Origin of the sequence: Mucilaginibacter sabulilitoris (assembly GCF_034262375.1) — a bacterium.
Lineage (GTDB): Bacteria > Bacteroidota > Bacteroidia > Sphingobacteriales > Sphingobacteriaceae > Mucilaginibacter > Mucilaginibacter sabulilitoris.
Genome location: NZ_CP139558.1, coordinates 380,329 through 398,549 on the forward strand (window position 1 = coordinate 380,329; position 18,221 = coordinate 398,549).

Sequence of the window (18,221 nt, forward strand, 5' to 3'; positions counted from 1 at the left end):
AACAGGAAAATCTTTGTTAATTCTGTTTCACAAACAGGTATGGATCATATTCCAGTCCATCGTTCACCTTAATTTCGTTTGATATTATCTTGTTGTTTTCAATTTTAAACTTTAACGGGAAAATACCATAGGCCGCGTTATTATAGGTTAACAACCATTCGCCGTTATCCATATATTGCAGGTTTGCGGTAAGTTCTTTATGCAGGTTGAACTTTATAAACAAATTCTTTTTGTTTACCGAAACCTCAATAGGGCCATAAAGCGTATTTTGATATTGACCGGCATAAGCCTTAAGTGGCAACTCAGGCGAAGCTCCTTTTACACGGGCCTGCATAGCATTGGTTTTTTTTATCGTTTCGTCGTTATCCTCGGCAAATGCTTTTAAGAATGCCTTGCTGCGGTCAACATAAGGCACGCCCAGGTAGGCATCCAATATCTGGTAACGCAACACTTCAAAAAAGCTCTGATTATCATTATTAGTTAATATGGTAATGGCCAGCTTTTCTTCGGGTACAAAACAGGTATTGGTAACAAAACCGTCGGCGCCGCCGGTATGCCAGAAAATTTGCTTGCCATTATAATCGGCCTCAAAAACACCAAGTCCGTATCCCCTGAAATGCATCGGCAATACCAACGATTTTCTGCTACTGACAATGGTGTTCTGGTCACGGGTTTTTTGAAGAGCTTTCCACGATACAATTTGTTTGCCTTCATATTTACCGCTGTCGAGCTGCATGGTGAGCCATTTCGCAACATCTTTTACACAGCTTACTATGCTGCCGGCAGGTGCCAGGTTATCCACATTATCATAAGGCAGCTCAGTCATTTTGCCTGTGAATGAATTGGTGTAAGGCTTTGAAACCTCTTTGCGGCTTGCAATGCCTGTGCTAAGTGGATAGGTATTGGTCATGCCCAGCGGGGTAAGCAAACTATCCTGAACATAACTTTCCCACGGCTTGCCGGTAACCTGCTGTATTACCTGCCCCGCGGTTAAAAAGCAGCTATTGCAATAGCCGTAGCTCTGCCTGAACTCCATAGATGGTTTCAGCAGCTTCATTTTATCAATAATTTGCTGACGCGACAAGGTAGTGTTCCAGAAAGTAAAATCGCCCTGAAAAGTTTTGGTACCTAAGTGATGGCCCAGCAGGTCTTTTATGGTTAATAGTGCGGTAGTGTTGGTATCATATACTGAATAATCGGGGAAATATTTAGTGATCTTATCATCAAGCGATAACTTTTTGGCTGCATCCAGCTGAGCAAGTGCCGTACCTGTAAAAAGTTTGCTGTTGCTGGCAATCATAAACAGCGTGTTTTCATCAACCGGTTCTTTGGTTTTGATGTCCCGAACACCGTAGCCCTTCATCACAACCACCTTGCCATCTTTAATAATGGCTATGGCCAAACCTGGCACATTCCAATCTTTAATACCCTGGTTAATATAGTTATCCAGATCTTTTTCAATAAACGCCGGTTGTTGCTGCGCGAGGGCAAATGAAACCACGAAAAAGTTTAATAGTACAAATAGTAATGATCTCTTCATATTGAATTTTAAAGATGAAAGATATAAAAATATGATACATGAAAAAAACCTGCTATAAATAGCAGGTTCTCTCTTAAAAAATATATCAACCACTTATCTCAAAGTGCAAATTATTCGTTTATTTAATACTGATAGCGGCACCTCCTCCCGGCGCTATAAATTGCTTCAATACTGTTTTAGATGTTACCTTAACCTTGCGGATAGCATAGCTTTTAGGGTTTTTATCATAACTGGCGTTTTTACCGTCGGCATATATGGTTGCCTCATAGGTTTTGCCTTTGGGCAAATATTCAAAAGTGATATTGGCGGTACGGGCGTTCTCATCCGTGATACTGCCGATGTACCATTCCTCCTTATTCTTGGCTTTACGGGCAATGGTAATATAATCTCCGGGCTCTGCTTCCAGTATATAGGTTTCGTCCCAGTCAACGGCCACATCTTTTATAAACTGAAAGGCATCCATGTATTTATTATAAGTTTCGGGCAGGTCGGCAGCCATTTGCAGCGGACTGTACATAGTTACATACAGCGCCAGCTGATGCACCAGTGTAGTATGCACAAATGATTTATTTTCGGGATTGTAAGCGCTAACCTGTGTTTCAAATATGCCTGGAGTATAATCCATAGGTCCGCCCATCAGCCTGGTGAAAGGCAGTATAGTGGTATGATCCGGATTGTTCCCTCCGAATGCTTCATATTCCGTTCCGCGGGCAGATTCGTTACCAATAAGGTTAGGATAAGTACGGCTCAATCCTGTTGGTCTGATAGCCTCGTGTGCGTTAACCATAATTTTATATTCGGCCGCTTTCGTAATGGCGTACAGGTAGTGATTTACCAGCCATTGCCCGTAATGGTGTTCACCACGGGGAATGATCTGGCCCACATAGCCGCTTTTAACAGCATTGTAGCCATTTTCTACCATAAATTTATAGGCAGTATCCAGGTGGCGCTCATAATTACGTACCGAGCCGGATGTTTCGTGGTGCATAATAATCTTCACGCCCTTTTCAGCGGCATAGCGATGCAATTCCTTTACATCAAAATCTGGGTAAGGGGTTACAAAATCAAATACATAATCTTTAGTTTTGCCAAACCAGTCTTCCCAGCCCTGGTTCCAGCCTTCAACCAGTACAGCATCAAAACCATTTTTAGCAGCAAAGTCAATATATTCCTTTACATGTTGTGTATTAGCGCCATGTTTGCCGTTGGGGGTGGTTTTTGAATAATCGGTTATGCCCAGCTGTACGTTTTCCAGATCGGTATAGGCCCAGGTACTTTTTCCGGTGATCATTTCCCACCATACACCCACATATTTAACGGGCTTTATCCATGACACATCTTTGTATTTAGTAGGCTCGTTCAGGTTTAAAATGAGTTTGGATGCAAGTATATCGGCAGCCTTATCGCTCACCACTATAGTACGCCAAGGCGATTGTGTGGGGGCCTGCAGATAGCCTTTATCGCCAATGGCATCCGGTGTTAAAAAAGATTCCAGCACAAAATTCTTATCGTCAAGATTTAACGACATGCAGGAATAATCAATCAACGCGGCCTCGTGTATGTTGATATACAGACCGTCCTTACTTTTAAGCATCAACGGCGTTTGTACGCCAGTTGGCGAAAAAGTGGTTTGCGATACATTGGGTGTAACCGCCGCTTTCATTTTATCCCGTATCTCAGACAGGTTAGAAGTTACCGTTTCGTATTCCTGTGTATCAAAATCGCCGGGCAGCCAGAACGCTTTATGATCGCCAGTTAAAGCGAATTGGGTATGCTCTTCCTTGATAATAAAGTAGTTCAGATTTTTTTGCGACGGAAATTCATACCTGAAACCCAGACCATCATTAAACAACCGGAAACGAATGCGGATCATCCTGTCCTGAACTGCCTTTTGGGTTAGGGTAACCAGCAATTCATTATAATGGTTACGGATGCTTTTTTGCTCGCCCCAAACCGGGTTCCACGATTCATCAAAGGTGTTTTGCTCCGTTTTGGCAACTGTAAACCCGTCCATAAAGGAGGGAACGTCTTTTGTTTCCAGACCCAATTTGCTGGATTTTATAACTTCTTTTTGCTTATAACTGAGCTGGTAGGTGGGTACGCCATTGTCTTTAAGCTCAAATTTCAGAGTGAGGTTTTTATCAGGTGATGATATTTCCTGTGCTTGTACAAAAACTGCAGTATGAAGCATTACTGCTACAACGAATAAAAGTTTACGCATATTTTATTTTAGGATTAATTTTGGCTTTGCCTATTGGTTAATAACAAAGTTTATAATCCTTTTAACAGCGTCATACTTATTTATTTAAAATATAACTGATTTTTTACATAAAAACCTATTTATCAATGAATTAGTTATTTTTTATGCGTTTTTTTGATTGTTTTATTTAAAGATATTTTCAAGTTTTTTAATACCATCAAAACAACAAACCCTAAATCTTTCGATTTAAGGTTTGTATGTCAATATTTTATAACGAGGCTGTTTATTTACCAAAAACATAGTAAACTGACAATGCCAGATTATCTGTAAAGTTTAGGTTGAATGAATTATTAGTGCCCTCCATAGCGCCGGTGCTTTTTTGATGCGCATATCTTACATTACCTAAATTAGCCGCAAGCCCTATGTTTTTTGTTGGATAATAAACAAAATCTAAACTTACACCTCCTGCATAATAATCACTGTTATATTTACTTGTGTTTGTGGGATAAATGTTGCTTCCTTTTGTTTTCTGATAACTTAAGAAAGGCCCGGTACGAATGCCTATTTTATTATCAAACAAAAAATATTTCCGCAGAGATATAATGCTGGTAAAGCTTTTACCTGTCTGCTCATGTACATCATAGTCGGAGTTATATTTAGAATTACTATAGGCATAACCCAATCCTACCCCAATATCAAGCTTATCTGCAATAAAATAACTGTAATCGGGCGAAATAGAATAATCCTTTTGTTTTACGTTGTTGTGATCAATTGTATTATCAAAGTTCAAACTGTTCAGTTTAGTATTTGCTGTTGATACTCCGAATGTCACACCTAAGTTCTGGCTTCCTTTTTCTGTTTGTGCCTTGGCGGCTTGAAGAGTAATTACTGATAATATTACCAGCAGGATTTTTTTGTACATAAAGTTTGTGTTGAAGGGTTAAATATTTGTTTATAAATCGGATATATTGACTACTATAAGCTTAGTTGGTTTAATGTATTATATATGATAATATTTAACATACTTATAATGTGTCATTTAATTTTCTGACGTTCATTTTTTAATAGCGCAGGCAATCCTATTTATCCGCTTAACCTTATCCGGAGCAGCTTTTGGTTTATTAAAAAATATTTTTTATCCAGTGTCCTATTCCGGTGATCTCACTTGATATGGGGTTATAATTAAAAAATTAATAACTATTAATAACACCGACATGAGAAAATTAACAGCATTTAACTTTATAACCCTTAACGGTTATTATAAAGGGGCCAACGGCGATATCAGCTGGCATGTGCACAATGCCCATAATCAGGATACCGAGGAGAGCAATCTTGCCGAGAAAGGCGCCAACTCAGGCAATATCTTGTTGTTTGGGCGCGTAACCTACCAAATGATGGCCAGCTACTGGCCAACCCGGCAGGCCATTGCAAGTTCACCGGTTGTAGCCGAGGGAATGAATAAAGCCGATAAAATAGTTTTTTCAAAAACCTTGCAAAAGGCCGATTGGAACAACACAATACTGATCAATGGTAATCTGGTAGAAGAGGTAAGAAAATTGAAACAACAACAGGGAAACAACATTACCATACTGGGCAGCGGAAGTGTTATAACCCAACTGGCTGAAGCGGGACTGATTGACGAATACCAATTCATGGTGGATCCTGTTGCTATAGGTCGTGGTACGCCAATATTTCATAATATTAACCACCCCCTGAATTTAAAGCTTACCCAAGCCAAAACTTTTAAAAGCGGTGCTGTGGTGCTTAGCTATCAGGCAGTTTAACCTATCTAATTCATTATATTTATTAATAATTAAAATCTTAACAACATGGACGAGTTCGTATTATTGTTCCGCATGGACATTATAACTAAAGATGCGCAGCCTTCTCCTGAACAACTACAGGTGTATATGAAACAGTATCATGACTGGGTTGGCGGCATTGCAGCTCAAAACAAATTTATTGGAGGCACCGGGCTATCAACCGAGGGCCGGGTTTTAAAACCGCACGATATAATAACCGATGGCCCTTATGCCGAGATCAAAGAATCGGTAGCCGGCTATATCATGATAAAAGCCAAAGACTTTGACGAAGCTGTAAACCTGGCTAAAGACTGCCCCATGTTAAAAGGCGAAGGTAACAGCGTTGAAGTACGAAAAATTACCGGGTCGCATAATAAAGATTAAAATTATATAGCCCTCGCAATTATGCGGGGGCATTTTACCCCTATGGAAAACGGCGAGCTTATACCACATCTGTTCCGGACCGAGTACCGGAAAATTGTAGCTGTGCTTTGCAAACGCTTCGGTTTTGAGCAGATAGAGGTTGCTGAAGATATTACCAGCGACACATTCCTTACAGCAGCACAAGGCTGGGGCATAGGTGGTATTCCGCCCAATCCTGTTGCCTGGCTTTATAATGTTGCCAAAAACAAAGCCAAAAACCATTTACAACGCGGGCATGTTTTTGACAGCAAGGTTGTTCCTGAATTAGTGCATGACCTTATTGATATACCAGAGATTGACCTGTCGCCTCAAAACATTAACGACAGTCAGTTACAAATGATGTTTGCCATTTGCAACCCCGTTATTTCCCCTGAGGCGCAAATTGGGCTGTCGCTCCGCATACTTTGCGGTTTTGGTATTGAAGAAATTGCCGACGCGTTTTTAAGCAATAAAGAAACCATTAACAAACGCCTTTTCCGTGCAAAAGAAAAACTCAGAGAGGGCGAAGTAAAGTTTGAAATTCCCAATAAAGCCGAAATTGATGAGCGGCTAACATCTGTGTTAACAACTATTTACCTGTTATTCAATGAGGGCTATTATTCGGTAAGCCAAAACAAAACCCTTCGCAAGGATCTTTGCCTCGAGGCGATGCGCTTGTGCACCATGCTGGTTGAAAATGAAAGCACCAACAAACCACAGGTAAACGCGCTGCTTTCGCTCATGTGTTTTCATGCCTCCCGGTTTGATGCCCGGCTTGACAATAACGGAGAACCCATTTTATATGAAGAGCAGGACACCGATCTGTGGAATACCGACCTGATTAGTAAAGGTGGATATTTTTTAAACCGCGCCACCAGCGGCGATAAACTATCCCGGTACCATCTGGAGGCAGGCATTGCTTACTGGAACACGCAAAAGGCTGATACCCAAGAAAAATGGGAGAATATACTACAGTTTTACAATCATTTATTACAGATAGAATATTCGCCCATAGCGGCTCTTAACCGAACTTATGCGCTTTCAAAGGCCAACGGAAAATCCGCGGCTATCATGGAAGCAGAGAAACTAAACCTCTCAAGCAATCACTTCTATTTTATGCTGCTTGGCGAACTCTATACCGGTATTAATAATGATCAGGCCATCGTTAATTTTAACAAAGCACTCGCACTGGCCAAAACTCCGGCCGATAAGCAGGCCATTCAAAAGAAGATCGATAAGCTTTATTAAAGTTTAATTTGTAGCAACATGATAATAAGGATCCTCTATTACATTCACGTCAATAATATCACCCGCGTTTTTAAGCAGCAACCGGCAATCTTCACTCAGATGCTTCAAGTGAAGCTTTTTGCCCGCCTTGTGATATCTTTCGGTTAATTTATTCAGGGCCTCTATTCCAGACATATCAGAGATGCGGCTATCTTTAAAATCAATGATCACCTCATCAGGATCGCCGGCTATATCAAATTTTTCATGAAACGCGGTAACCGAGCCAAAGAACAAAGGTCCATATATTTCATAGTGTTTTATCCCTGCGGCGTCTATATACTTCCTTGCTCTGATGCGCTTAGCGCTTTCCCAGGCAAAAACCAATGCTGAAATGATAACGCCAATCAGTACAGCCAACGCAAGGTTATGCAGCCATATAGTTATCAGAGCTACAAGTATGCCTACAAATACATCCTGCTTAGGCATTTTATTAATAATCCGGAAGCTTATCCATTCAAATGTGCCTACGGCTACCATGATCATTACCCCGGTTAATGCGGCCATAGGAACACGCTCTATAACGGGAGCACCAATTAAAATAATAACAAGTATGGTTAATGAGGCAATAATGCCAGACAGTCTTGCCCTTGCCCCGGCAGAAAGATTAACCAGTGTTTGCGCGATCATTGGGCAGCCTCCCATACCAAAGAAAAATCCATTTAATATATTGGCGCTGCCCTGCGCTATACACTCCCTGTTTCCGTTACCCCTGGTAGCTGTCATCTCATCCACTAAGTTCAGGGTTAGTAATCCCTCGGTTAATCCTACTCCCGCCATAATGAGCGCATAGGGGAAAATAACTGTTAAGGTATCGATATTAAAAGAAACCAAAGGCACATGAAAAGGAGGAAAACCGCCACTTACTGCTGCAATATCCCTTACTGTTTTGGTATGGATTCCAAAACCAAGTACAATCAAAAAAACAACAATTATGGCAACTAACGATGGGGGAACGGCCTTGGTAATACGGGGCAATAAAACAACAATACCAATAGTTAGGGCAACCAGTGCAGCCATAATCAGGAGTGGTGTACTGGTTAACCAGGTTTCGTGCCCGCCAACAATTGTTTTAAACTGTTGCAGTTGCGCCATGAAAATAATAACTGCCAAACCATTAACAAAACCATACATAACAGGCTGCGGAACCAGGCGGATAAACTTCCCCAATTTAAACAAGCCTATTAAAATTTGAAATACACCAGCCAGGGCCACGGCGGCAAAAACATATTCAATACCATGCGATTTCATCAGCGATATTAAAACCACAACGGTAGCACCTGCTCCTCCTGAAACCAGACCCGGACGGCCGCCGAATATAGAAGTTATCAGCCCCATAATAAACGCGGCATATAAGCCAACAAGCGGAGGGAAACCGCCAAGAATAGCGAAAGACAGCGATTCTGGCATCATGGTCATGGCTACGGTAAGGCCGGCCAGGATTTCGTTTTTATAATTAATCTTTTGAGAAAAATCGAACAAGCGTAAATAAGGCTTCATCCTTCGTAATTAAAAGTGAATAAAAACAAATGGTACTTAAATATCCCAGCGGAAGACCGGATAAACTCAAGGCAATGCAATAGGACTAATTGAAAAGGTACAATTTACCATGGCGCAAATTTATAAAAAGTTAATTACCGTATGTTTTTGCCACACAAAAGAAAGTTGATAAACTTTAAAAACAACAAGCTACCTCTCCTGTTACTTATTAAAACCAAACACGGTACACATTATGAAACCTGCAACTATCGGCGAAATTATTGTTATAGTTGTTTTGGCTATAGCAATAATCATTTACCTCGCCAGAAAAAACGCGAAGGACGAGGAAAACACAAATCCGGATCTGACGGATGCAATAAAAAGAGGGCATCCCCCAGGAACAGAGGAGAAGGAAGATTAATAAGACTCCTAAACTAAGTCCGCGGCAGTCTTTTGCTACCCGTATTAACCCTGTTAAATAAATCTGTAGAGAGCTATCCAGGTTGCTATTAAAAAAATAATAATATTAAATGCTACCTGCTTGAATTCGCCTCTTTTATAATGTATGCGAATAGCAAATACCATAATAAGGGCAAAACACACGGCAGCTATCGGTGTAAGTACCGGGATAACCCGAAGATAGAGCGGCAATATAATGCCAAAGGCTCCCAGTATCTCTGTAATGCCAATAAATCTGATGCTGGCATAAGAAAGATTTGCCACCCCGGTTTGGTTAAGACTCATCAGTTTTTCACGGTCTTGTGTTGATTTCATGGCCCCGGAGTAAAGGAACAACAAAGCCAAAATTATCTGCAATATCCATATTAACGTGTTCATAGTCATTTTTTTTTACAAAGGTGGGCATACTATAAACACATGCTTTTGACATTTATCAAAAAGTTAAGCCTGGCTGCGTATCCTGCTTAAAGTTTCTTGAGTTACCCCAAGAAACGAAGCAACGTGCCCTAAGGGAACCCGTTGTATCAGGTTTGGCCGGGTTAACATTAACTGAGTGTAACGCTCTTTGGCGGTGGTAAAATGCAGATCATCAAATCGCTGCTGCATTTGTATAAGGCCATTGTTTATTAATAATCTCCCTAAACGTTCCAGGTCGTGGTATTGCGAATAAAGCTCTTCTAATTTATCATGATGCAGCGCGTACAAGGTGCTGTTTTCAAGCGCTTCAATGATGCGTCTGTCGGGTTTTCTGGATATGAAGCTAACTATTGAAGTCGCAAAGTCGCCGTCCATGCTTATCCAATCTGTAACATCTTTCCCATCTTTATAATAAAAGGTGCGCGTAAGCCCCTGCTTTATATAATAAACATAGTTACATATGGTATTTTCCCTTACCAGTATATCTCCCTTATTAACCTTTTTTATGTTAATGATAGCAGCAAGCTCGTCTCTTCCTTCATCCGTTAACCGGGTTAATTGCGCAATGGAATTAAAGAAATCCTCCATAAAAACAAATACATTTACATAATCAGCATTTAAAATTATGTATTTCGGGGCATATTGTTTAAATCTGTGTGACTCCGTGTTAAATCAATTTTTTACCAATATTAAATCATTGCCATAACAGTTTCTGGTATTTCAATTAAGTTATATTTGAACATACCGGAAACCTGTATGAAAAAAAGAGAGCAGATAATAAGCAATTACATTAAAGCTTATAATAGTTTTAACATTGCGGACATGATGACTGACCTTGATGAATCTGTAAAGTTTGTGAACGTATCAAACGGCGAGATTAACATTACAATTTCCGGCTTACCTGCTTTTAAGCAGCAAGCCGAACAGGCTTCACCTATTTTCAGCAGCCGGCAGCAAACGGTAAATTCTTTTAAACACGATGGCGACAGAACCGAAGTTGAAATAACCTATCATGCTGTTTTAGCAATTGATCTGCCACACGGGTTAAAAAAAGGTAACGAACTTAACCTGCACGGAAAATCAATATTTGAGTTTGAGGGCGATAAGATCATTGCGATAACCGATATCAGTTAAACCCATTATTATTTCTATACATGAAAAAATTGATTTTATGCAGCCTATTACTGGCTTCGCTTGCGAGCCACGCGCAGGTAGCAACTGTTGGTAAACCACTGCCCGAATGGAAGTCTGGCTATCTCGATTTGCATCATATAAATACGGGACGGGGCAATGCCTCCTTTTTTGTATTTCCGGATGGAACTACTATGGTGCTTGACGCCGGTGAGCTCGACCCAACTAACGCCCGGACCACCTCAAAACGCAATACCCCTATGCGACCCGATGACAGCAAACATCCTTATGAATGGATTGTGCAGTACATTAAGCAGGTGGCGCCAATGAAAGAAAAAACAAAGATTGATTATGCGCTCATTACGCATTTCCATGATGATCATTTTGGCAGCTATTATCCGGGCGCACCTTTATCGGCCGGCAAACAATATGCCTTAACAGGTATTACCGGCGTTGGTGGTTTAATCCCGATCCGTTACTTGCTGCAACGAGATTATCATTACCCGGTAAACCTTACCACGGCTTTAAAACGCTTGCCCCAGGATATGAACTATAAAAAAACCTGGACCAATTACCTTGATTTTATTAATGCCGAATCAAAGAAAGGCATGCAGGCACTGTACTTTAAAGCAGGTTCGGCATCTCAAATACGGTTGCAGCATCAAGCCAATCAATATCCCGGTTTTTATGTGCAGAATGTAAAATCAAACGGATGGATCTGGACGGGGAAAGACAGTTCGGTAGTGCAGCATTTTCCGCCGATTGATACACTCAACAGCAAAACCTGGCCCGATGAAAACGCGCTAAGCAATGTACTGGTGGTACACTATGGACCTTTTGCCTATTACAATGGCGGCGATACACCAGGCAATGTATTTTTGGGCGATCCGGCATGGCGCGATCTGGAAACACCGATAGCAAAAGTAGTTGGCTCAGTAGATGTTGCCACAATGGACCATCATGGCAACCGCGACGCGGTGAACGAAAACCTGATTAAAGCCCTGCAGCCAAGGGTATGGTTAGAGCAGGTATGGACGGCAGATCATCCGGGGCATGAAGTGCTGATCAGGGCAGTTTCTCCTTATCTTAATAAAACCAAACCCGATTTGTTCGCCACCAACATGATGGAAGCCAACGAGCTGGTTATCGGAGGATTGATCCAACAGTCGTACAAAAGCCTGCAGGGGCATATTGTTGTACGGGTATTGCCAGGCGGAAAAGAATATTACATCATTATTCTTGACGACAGTCAGCCATCAATACCTGTTAAGGCCATATTCGGACCATATACAGCAAAAGCGGCATTATAAATAAAAAAGCCCCGGATGTTTTCAATTCGGGGCTTCATTTAAGGTATACTATTTAGTCAGTCAGTTAAACTTCACATTTACATTTCCGCTTGAGGCATCTGCACTTACCGGGATACCGCCGCCATTAACTTTTCCTTTTATCCTGTCTTTTTCCCATTGGCCGCTAAAACCGCTTATTTTTGATGGGCTCTGATTTACAGCATCGCCACTGATATCAAGATCAAGGCCCTGTTTTAATGGCAATTCCATGTCAATATTACCAGAGCTTGCTTCCAATTTTAAATATTTACCTACGCTTTTCATTTGAGCATATAAGCCTCCTGCACTCGTTGACGCATTTAAGCTGCAATCCATCTGTTTCAGGTCGATACCACCACCTGAAGTACTGGTAATCAGCTCCCCGGTTATATTATTACCTTGAACACCACCACCACTGGTGTGAGCGCTTATGGTTCCTCTCAGGTTTGCAAGCTGTATTCCACCGCCGCTGGTTTCCAGTTTAATTTTACCAGAGCAATTTTTTGCAATGATACCGCCACCGCTGGTTTCCAGGTTAATATCATTATCTGAATTAGAAACTATAATTCCGCCTCCTGACGTTTCGCCACGTATAATTCCGCTAACCTTGTTAATCATTAGCCCGCCACCGCTGGTAGTAAAAGTTTCATTTCCCTTTAAATTATCAAGAATAATGCCGCCGCCACTGGTTCTCAGATCGGTAGCTGTTTGCTCCGGAACATATATTTTAAAAGAGATACTGATGGATTTTTTCCAGTTGGAAAAATTGTGCTTGTTTTTAGCAATGGCGCGGACTTCATGACCGCTAACAGAAACGCTCAAGTCATAGTCTTCATCAAGGCGCTTTTTAATTTCTTCTTTTGAAAGTTGACGCCCGTTATTCCCTTTAATATAAACTTCCACCCGCGGCGCTTCACCGCTCCGTCCGCTCACATTAATCCCGCCGGCAGATGTATTTACAACAACACTGTTAATCGCGTTGTTAGCCAATGATTTGGTAAGATACGGCGGTGTATTATCATTATCCTGCGCTGTTGCTACAACTGCGCTGCAGGCCAGTACAAATAGTAAAAGATATGTTTTCATGTGGTTTATTAGGTTTACATATATGACAGCTGTTTTACCCAATCCGTTGCACCATTATCAAAATTTATTTAACTAAAGCTTTTTTTATAGGTTTGCTAAACATGAACCACATATTGGATAACCCCGCCTGGAATGCCTTAATTTCGGGCAATAAACATCTTGCTAAAGGAAACAATCAGATCAGGTACTTCGATAAAGAGGTTTCGCCTTTTGTTGCGTTTGAAGAAAATTCAATGGAAAATTTTGAACTGCTTTATGAGCAGATTACCCATGCTGAGCCTTTAGTATTTGTGACTTCTGATAAAACAGAAATTCCAGACGCCTGGAAAGTGCTGTATTTAATAAGCGGTTTGCAAATGGTTTATGATGTCCCGACAACAATAACGGATACCGACTCAAGCATTGTTTCGCTAACCAATGAACATATACCTCAAATGCTTAGCCTCACCAAATTAACCAATCCAGGCCCCTTTGCCGAAAGGACCATTGAGTTCGGGCATTATAAAGGCATTTTTGATGGCGATAAATTAGTGGCGATGGCAGGTCAGCGCATGCATGCTTTTGAATATGCCGAAATAAGCGCGGTTTGCACTCATCCGGATTATACCGGCCGGGGATACGCCAAATTGTTACTGCTCCAGCAAATAAACCGGATCAAAGCAGCTGCCGGTATTCCGTTTTTACATGTACGGGATGACAATGAACGGGCTATCAAAGTTTATGAAAGTTTGGGATTTGCAGCCAGGAAGCCTATTTATTTTTACGTAATACAGAAAAACTAAGCTGATAACAGGCTCGTATTTATATATTTCGTCAATCCATTTCATAGTTGGTTTCTCATCAATTGCACAGCAAAATGCGATAGGTATACCTGTGCAAAATCGGGTGTTTCCACGCAGGCATACGCGTGTTTTTACGCATAGCTATAAGGATAACATTCTCTATATTCGATAATTATAAACCCGAATATTATCTACCTTCCAGATAACCATCTTGTTTTTTAACCTTAAAAAACTGCTGCTATGGAATTCTTGATACCCAACATGAACCGGCGTGTATTTGTTAAAGGCATTGGGCTCGTTAGCGCTGCCCTTATACTTGGAACATTAGGCGGCTGTGAGCAAATAGCCGAAGCCATACGGAACAGACCTATCAGACGACGGCTGCGCGTAGGATCAGCCGCAGTTGATGCGGATATTGCCACCTATAAGCAGGCTGTTACCTTAATGAAAGCCTTGCCTGCCAATGACCCCAGAAACTGGGCCAAACAAGCCGCCATACATGGTACCGCGGGGGTTGGTTTTAATCTTTGCCAGCATGGTACAGAGCACTTTTTTTCATGGCACCGGGCTTATTTGTTTTACTTTGAAAAAATCTGTCAGAAACTAACCGGTAACAACAAATTTGGCTTGCCGTATTGGAACTGGAATCAAAACCCCGATATCAATCCGGCGTTTTTAGACACCTCAAGTGTACTCTATTTGCCAAGGGTAAATGCTACGGTGACAGGCGTTTCGGCGGTTTCAACGCCGGAGCTTGATCCCATTTTTGCCGATACTAATTTTTATACTTTCTGGCAACAAATAGAAGGCACACCGCACAACACGGTTCATACCTATGTTGGGGATACCATGGGCGGCTTCGGCTCCGCAATGGATCCCGTATTCTGGACACACCATTGTATGATTGATTATTGCTGGGCCAAATGGAATATTGACCTGGATAACAATAATACAAATGACCCGGGCTGGAACAATACCGCCTGGAACTATTTTGTTGATGGCGACGGGAACACTGTAAGTTCCATTACTGCAGGCATAACTACGATTATGCCGCTCTTAAGTTATCAATATGAGCATAGTGATATTGGTACGCCAGTTGCACAAAAAATTGTAAAAACAAAAACCGATTTTAATAAACTTCAGGATCGGATAAAAAAAGGCGCCAATATCAAATTCAATATTAAAAACAGGATATCCATTGCCGGCAAAACAACCATAAGCATTGCCAAACCATTTAGCGTGCAACCACGTGCCGGTGCAAGTGACTTTGCCGGTATTATAAATACCGATGCGGCGAAAGATCACGTATTCGTGAGCATAAACTATGTGCAAATACCTGCTGAAAGTGATTTCTTTGTGCGTGTATTTTTAAACCTGCCCGAAGCTAATGCCAATACACCTGTTGATGATATACATTACGCCGGCAGCTTCGCTTTTTTTGGCGCTCCCATGCCCGAAAATAATATGGATATGACAGCACATCATCATGTACCTAAATTCCTGGTAAATATTACGCCTACCCTGCAAAAATTAAAAAAGAACCAGCAGCTTACCGACAAAACCCCGATCTCGGTACAATTGGTTGCTGTGCCATTTTTAGGAAAGTTTGAAAACCCGGCTACTGAATTATTACTGGATACGGTTGAGTTTATTGTTAGCCCCATAATTATAAACGCTAAAGAACAATAATATCCCTGTTTTTTAAGCGTATAAGATTTGTGATGACAGCCGCTAAAACATATGCCATTTTAGGTATTGCCTTTTTAACCTTATCCGGATATTGCAATGGAAAAATGCCAAAGCCATATTCGGGTAATATAACCGCCGGGGCCATGGATAGCTTATATCATTTAAATCTGCAGAAAACAAACCTTGTACAGACAGTTAACCCGGGCATGCTGTTAAACCACACCTATCGGTTTGTGCAGGTGGAGGTAGAGAAGGTGGATAACCCGCAAAACCACCCGTTGATATTTTATGTGTATTACCGATATCCGAACAGCGAAAAACAGCTGCTTAGCAGCTTTAGCCTTTACCCGGCCACTAACCCCGGCAAATTTATTGTGGCTACACATGGCAAGCTGAACAGGGAAGGGGCAATCATAGTATCACTTACAACCCCGGCAAAAATTAAACCGGGCGATAAAGTTGAGGTGACCATAAAAAAACTAACCTTGCTCGAAAAGTAAAGTAAATGCCTTAAAAAATTTGGGTAGCATATTTATTATCGGTATTCTTGGCGATATGTGTAACTCCTGCGAGTTATCATACAACAAACATATAGCCTTATAAAACCGATGAGCGTAAAAAACTTAAGTCCTGACATTTTAAAAACTAAACAGCATTTTGACATTCTTGATGGATTAAGAGGAGTAGCCGCTTTAGCAGTTGTGACTTTCCATTTTATGGAAATGGCCATTTCAGATTATAGCCAAAATTTTATTGCCCATGGTTTTTTAGCGGTCGATTTCTTTTTCTGCTTGTCGGGGTTTGTTATAGGATATGCATACGATGATCGGATTGGGAAGATGGGCGTTGTGGAATTTTTTAAATCAAGAATTATACGGTTACATCCGCTGGTTATTTTAGGTTCGGTACTGGGCCTGCTAACTTTTCTTTTTGACCCGTTTGGCGGGCATCCTGAGTTATATAGTACGGGCAAAATTATCCTTATATTTTTAAGCTCTATTTTTCTTATCCCGTATCCGTCTATGACTGAGCGCGCGTTTAACCTGTTCAGTTTCAATGCACCGGCATGGTCGTTGTTTTGGGAGTATGTAGCCAATATTGTTTATGCTTTTGTGCTTTACCGCATCAGCCGCAGGTACTTGCTTTTATTAACCATAATTTCGGCAGTGGGGTTATGCTTTGTTGCTTACCATGCCGGGAACGTGATGGGCGGCTGGGGCGGTGATACTTTTTGGCAGGGTAGTGCCCGTATTGCTTATTCATTTTTAGCCGGGCTACTTGTTTACCGCTCCAACTGGATCATCAAAAACAAGCTGGGTTTTGGCGGTATTGCCATATTACTGGCCTTAGCATTTGTAATGCCCTTCGGTAAATGGAACTCGATTACCGAGCCATTGGTTGTATTATTCTACTTTCCTCTACTGGTAGCCTTAGGCGCCGGCGCTACCCTAACACAGGGACTTAAAAAACTTTGTGTATTTTCTGGTAAAATATCCTATCCATTGTACATGACACATTATGCTGTGATATGGGCGTTTTTAAATTATTACACCTCGCACAAGCCGGCAACACCACAATTAGCTTTAATTATAATTATTGGTGTAATACTTTTAATTGGGGTGGCGTATTTGTTTATGGTTTTTTACGATATCCCGGTACGCAAGTATTTAACCAACAAACGCAAGCAAGAATTAAATAAAACGGCAGTACTTCAGGAAAAATAAGTGTATCATCCGCTTGTTATTTATAACTTGCAGATATGACGGATTATCTTACACTTTTTAAGGATTATGTTATTGAATTAGGCGAGAAACATGATGTTGATCCGTTACTCCTGGGTTGTCTGTATTTCATTAGCAAGCCCTCTTTCATTACATCTCTTGCATGGTTACTGAAGAATTTCAGAGCAAAAAAATCAATCCTTATTCCAATATTATTTGCTGCCGTTAGTTTTAGCCTGCCCTATGTTTACCTGATCACCGCCGGTCGCAATATACCGGTTTGGGTTTATGTCTTCATCTGTCTGATGTTCATTTACGGAGGATTCACTATCTGGAAAAAGATTACTACAAAACCAATATTGGCTGATTAGGACAGTTGAATCGTTCAGCATCGAAAATGCCCGGATCAGCACCAACCTTGCCTGGCTAACCCGCTTTGTTGTTGAATGCAACTCATGATTATGAGCACTTTTGTAGAAAATTAAAACCATGGAAACGAAAAAACACTTCTTCGCCGGCATTATCGCAATTGTTGCTATAGCGGCAATCACAATCCCGGGCTCCGCTCTGGCACAGCAAGCAGGAATTAAGCGGACCGAGCTCCAGCGGCATGATCTCAGCACACCTGGCCGCGAGGCAGTTCAAGTGCGAATTGATTTTGCTCCGGGAGCGGCATTTGGTAAACACATACACCCTGGCGAAGAGATCATCTACGTTCTTGAGGGGGTACTGGAATATCAGGTAGAGGGTAAACCACCGGTGATACTCAAGGCCGGCGATGTATTATTTATTCCGGCAGGTACGGTACATGCGGCCAGGAACACCAGCAGTGCCGACGCGCAGGAACTCGCCACTTATGTTGTTGAAAAAGGGAAGCCGATTGTAGTGCCGGTTAAGTAGT

The 18,221-nt window shown here is 41.4% G+C and carries 19 protein-coding genes; 12 read left to right on the plus strand and 7 right to left on the minus strand.

From position 1 onward, the window contains the following. Positions 1-16 precede the first annotated feature (16 nt). The 3 genes from SNE25_RS01680 to SNE25_RS01690 form a co-directional block, all read right to left on the minus strand. Positions 17-1,540, minus strand: coding sequence for a serine hydrolase (locus SNE25_RS01680; protein ID WP_321563358.1), 1,524 nt, complete (start codon positions 1,538-1,540; stop codon positions 17-19). A 118-nt stretch (positions 1,541-1,658) separates the two neighbouring features. After that, positions 1,659-3,761, minus strand: a complete 2,103-nt coding sequence (locus SNE25_RS01685; protein WP_321563359.1) for a glycoside hydrolase family 97 protein — start codon at positions 3,759-3,761, stop codon at positions 1,659-1,661. A gap of 262 nt (positions 3,762-4,023) precedes the next feature. Then, positions 4,024-4,662: a hypothetical protein gene (locus SNE25_RS01690; protein ID WP_321563360.1), complete on the minus strand. Its 639-nt coding sequence runs from the start codon at positions 4,660-4,662 to the stop codon at positions 4,024-4,026. 292 nt (positions 4,663-4,954) lie between these two features. Here SNE25_RS01690 and SNE25_RS01695 point away from each other — a divergent pair, with 292 nt between their 5' ends. The 3 genes from SNE25_RS01695 to SNE25_RS01705 are packed head-to-tail and all read left to right on the plus strand — an operon-like array spanning position 4,955 to position 7,192. After that, entirely contained in the window at positions 4,955-5,524 is a 570-nt protein-coding gene (locus tag SNE25_RS01695; RefSeq protein ID WP_321563361.1) for a dihydrofolate reductase family protein, read from the plus strand. Positions 5,525-5,569: 45 nt separating this feature from the next. Then, a complete protein-coding gene (locus SNE25_RS01700) occupies positions 5,570-5,926 on the plus strand; it encodes a YciI family protein (RefSeq protein ID WP_321563362.1) in 357 nt (118 codons plus the stop codon). Positions 5,927-5,968: 42 nt separating this feature from the next. After that, positions 5,969-7,192 (plus strand): RNA polymerase sigma factor, encoded by a 1,224-nt coding sequence (locus tag SNE25_RS01705; protein WP_321563363.1) that lies wholly within the window; start codon positions 5,969-5,971, stop codon positions 7,190-7,192. Between the two features lie 3 nt (positions 7,193-7,195). On the opposite strand, the gene SNE25_RS01710 is transcribed toward SNE25_RS01705, so the two are convergent. Then, positions 7,196-8,728, minus strand: coding sequence for a SulP family inorganic anion transporter (locus tag SNE25_RS01710; protein WP_321563364.1), 1,533 nt, complete (start codon positions 8,726-8,728; stop codon positions 7,196-7,198). Between the two features lie 232 nt (positions 8,729-8,960). Here SNE25_RS01710 and SNE25_RS01715 point away from each other — a divergent pair, with 232 nt between their 5' ends. Beyond that, positions 8,961-9,128: a hypothetical protein gene (locus SNE25_RS01715; protein ID WP_321563365.1), complete on the plus strand. Its 168-nt coding sequence runs from the start codon at positions 8,961-8,963 to the stop codon at positions 9,126-9,128. 53 nt (positions 9,129-9,181) lie between these two features. Here SNE25_RS01715 and SNE25_RS01720 read toward each other — a convergent pair whose 3' ends face one another. Both SNE25_RS01720 and SNE25_RS01725 read right to left on the minus strand, forming a co-directional pair. Then, positions 9,182-9,544 carry a DoxX family protein gene (locus SNE25_RS01720; RefSeq protein WP_321563366.1) on the minus strand — a complete coding sequence of 121 codons (363 nt, stop codon included), beginning with the start codon at positions 9,542-9,544 and terminating at the stop codon, positions 9,182-9,184. 63 nt (positions 9,545-9,607) lie between these two features. Further along, on the minus strand, positions 9,608-10,171 hold the full coding sequence (locus SNE25_RS01725) for a Crp/Fnr family transcriptional regulator (RefSeq protein WP_321563367.1): 564 nt from the start codon (positions 10,169-10,171) through the stop codon (positions 9,608-9,610). A 168-nt stretch (positions 10,172-10,339) separates the two neighbouring features. On the opposite strand from SNE25_RS01725, the gene SNE25_RS01730 reads away from it, so the two are divergent. Then, positions 10,340-10,717: a nuclear transport factor 2 family protein gene (locus SNE25_RS01730; RefSeq protein ID WP_321563368.1), complete on the plus strand. Its 378-nt coding sequence runs from the start codon at positions 10,340-10,342 to the stop codon at positions 10,715-10,717. Between the two features lie 20 nt (positions 10,718-10,737). Then, on the plus strand, positions 10,738-12,024 hold the full coding sequence (locus tag SNE25_RS01735; RefSeq protein ID WP_321563369.1) for a ComEC/Rec2 family competence protein: 1,287 nt from the start codon (positions 10,738-10,740) through the stop codon (positions 12,022-12,024). A 60-nt stretch (positions 12,025-12,084) separates the two neighbouring features. On the opposite strand, the gene SNE25_RS01740 is transcribed toward SNE25_RS01735, so the two are convergent. Beyond that, complete coding sequence (locus SNE25_RS01740; RefSeq protein ID WP_321563370.1) at positions 12,085-13,128, minus strand: DUF4097 family beta strand repeat-containing protein; 1,044 nt, start codon at positions 13,126-13,128, stop codon at positions 12,085-12,087. Between the two features lie 101 nt (positions 13,129-13,229). On the opposite strand from SNE25_RS01740, the gene SNE25_RS01745 reads away from it, so the two are divergent. The 6 genes from SNE25_RS01745 to SNE25_RS01770 all read left to right on the plus strand — a co-directional run bounded on the left by SNE25_RS01745 (position 13,230) and on the right by SNE25_RS01770 (position 18,220). Then, entirely contained in the window at positions 13,230-13,910 is a 681-nt protein-coding gene (locus tag SNE25_RS01745) for a GNAT family N-acetyltransferase (RefSeq protein ID WP_321563371.1), read from the plus strand. Between the two features lie 240 nt (positions 13,911-14,150). Continuing rightward, positions 14,151-15,599: a tyrosinase family protein gene (locus SNE25_RS01750; protein WP_321563372.1), complete on the plus strand. Its 1,449-nt coding sequence runs from the start codon at positions 14,151-14,153 to the stop codon at positions 15,597-15,599. A gap of 32 nt (positions 15,600-15,631) precedes the next feature. Beyond that, complete coding sequence (locus tag SNE25_RS01755; RefSeq protein ID WP_321563373.1) at positions 15,632-16,099, plus strand: hypothetical protein; 468 nt, start codon at positions 15,632-15,634, stop codon at positions 16,097-16,099. Positions 16,100-16,207: 108 nt separating this feature from the next. Continuing rightward, positions 16,208-17,323 carry an acyltransferase family protein gene (locus SNE25_RS01760; protein WP_321563374.1) on the plus strand — a complete coding sequence of 372 codons (1,116 nt, stop codon included), beginning with the start codon at positions 16,208-16,210 and terminating at the stop codon, positions 17,321-17,323. Between the two features lie 35 nt (positions 17,324-17,358). Further along, positions 17,359-17,691, plus strand: coding sequence for a hypothetical protein (locus SNE25_RS01765; protein WP_321563375.1), 333 nt, complete (start codon positions 17,359-17,361; stop codon positions 17,689-17,691). Positions 17,692-17,809: 118 nt separating this feature from the next. Beyond that, positions 17,810-18,220 (plus strand): cupin domain-containing protein, encoded by a 411-nt coding sequence (locus tag SNE25_RS01770; RefSeq protein WP_321563376.1) that lies wholly within the window; start codon positions 17,810-17,812, stop codon positions 18,218-18,220. The last annotated feature ends 1 nt before the right edge of the window (position 18,221 follow it).

Coding starts and splice junctions, on each gene's coding strand:
- SNE25_RS01680 (WP_321563358.1), bottom strand. CDS start 1,540: ATGAAGAGATCATTACTATTTGTACTATTAAACTTTTTCGTGGTTTCA.
- SNE25_RS01685 (WP_321563359.1), bottom strand. CDS start 3,761: ATGCGTAAACTTTTATTCGTTGTAGCAGTAATGCTTCATACTGCAGTT.
- SNE25_RS01690 (WP_321563360.1), bottom strand. CDS start 4,662: ATGTACAAAAAAATCCTGCTGGTAATATTATCAGTAATTACTCTTCAA.
- SNE25_RS01695 (WP_321563361.1), top strand. CDS start 4,955: ATGAGAAAATTAACAGCATTTAACTTTATAACCCTTAACGGTTATTAT.
- SNE25_RS01700 (WP_321563362.1), top strand. CDS start 5,570: ATGGACGAGTTCGTATTATTGTTCCGCATGGACATTATAACTAAAGAT.
- SNE25_RS01705 (WP_321563363.1), top strand. CDS start 5,969: ATGGAAAACGGCGAGCTTATACCACATCTGTTCCGGACCGAGTACCGG.
- SNE25_RS01710 (WP_321563364.1), bottom strand. CDS start 8,728: ATGAAGCCTTATTTACGCTTGTTCGATTTTTCTCAAAAGATTAATTAT.
- SNE25_RS01715 (WP_321563365.1), top strand. CDS start 8,961: ATGAAACCTGCAACTATCGGCGAAATTATTGTTATAGTTGTTTTGGCT.
- SNE25_RS01720 (WP_321563366.1), bottom strand. CDS start 9,544: ATGAACACGTTAATATGGATATTGCAGATAATTTTGGCTTTGTTGTTC.
- SNE25_RS01725 (WP_321563367.1), bottom strand. CDS start 10,171: ATGGAGGATTTCTTTAATTCCATTGCGCAATTAACCCGGTTAACGGAT.
- SNE25_RS01730 (WP_321563368.1), top strand. CDS start 10,340: ATGAAAAAAAGAGAGCAGATAATAAGCAATTACATTAAAGCTTATAAT.
- SNE25_RS01735 (WP_321563369.1), top strand. CDS start 10,738: ATGAAAAAATTGATTTTATGCAGCCTATTACTGGCTTCGCTTGCGAGC.
- SNE25_RS01740 (WP_321563370.1), bottom strand. CDS start 13,128: ATGAAAACATATCTTTTACTATTTGTACTGGCCTGCAGCGCAGTTGTA.
- SNE25_RS01745 (WP_321563371.1), top strand. CDS start 13,230: ATGAACCACATATTGGATAACCCCGCCTGGAATGCCTTAATTTCGGGC.
- SNE25_RS01750 (WP_321563372.1), top strand. CDS start 14,151: ATGGAATTCTTGATACCCAACATGAACCGGCGTGTATTTGTTAAAGGC.
- SNE25_RS01755 (WP_321563373.1), top strand. CDS start 15,632: ATGACAGCCGCTAAAACATATGCCATTTTAGGTATTGCCTTTTTAACC.
- SNE25_RS01760 (WP_321563374.1), top strand. CDS start 16,208: ATGAGCGTAAAAAACTTAAGTCCTGACATTTTAAAAACTAAACAGCAT.
- SNE25_RS01765 (WP_321563375.1), top strand. CDS start 17,359: ATGACGGATTATCTTACACTTTTTAAGGATTATGTTATTGAATTAGGC.
- SNE25_RS01770 (WP_321563376.1), top strand. CDS start 17,810: ATGGAAACGAAAAAACACTTCTTCGCCGGCATTATCGCAATTGTTGCT.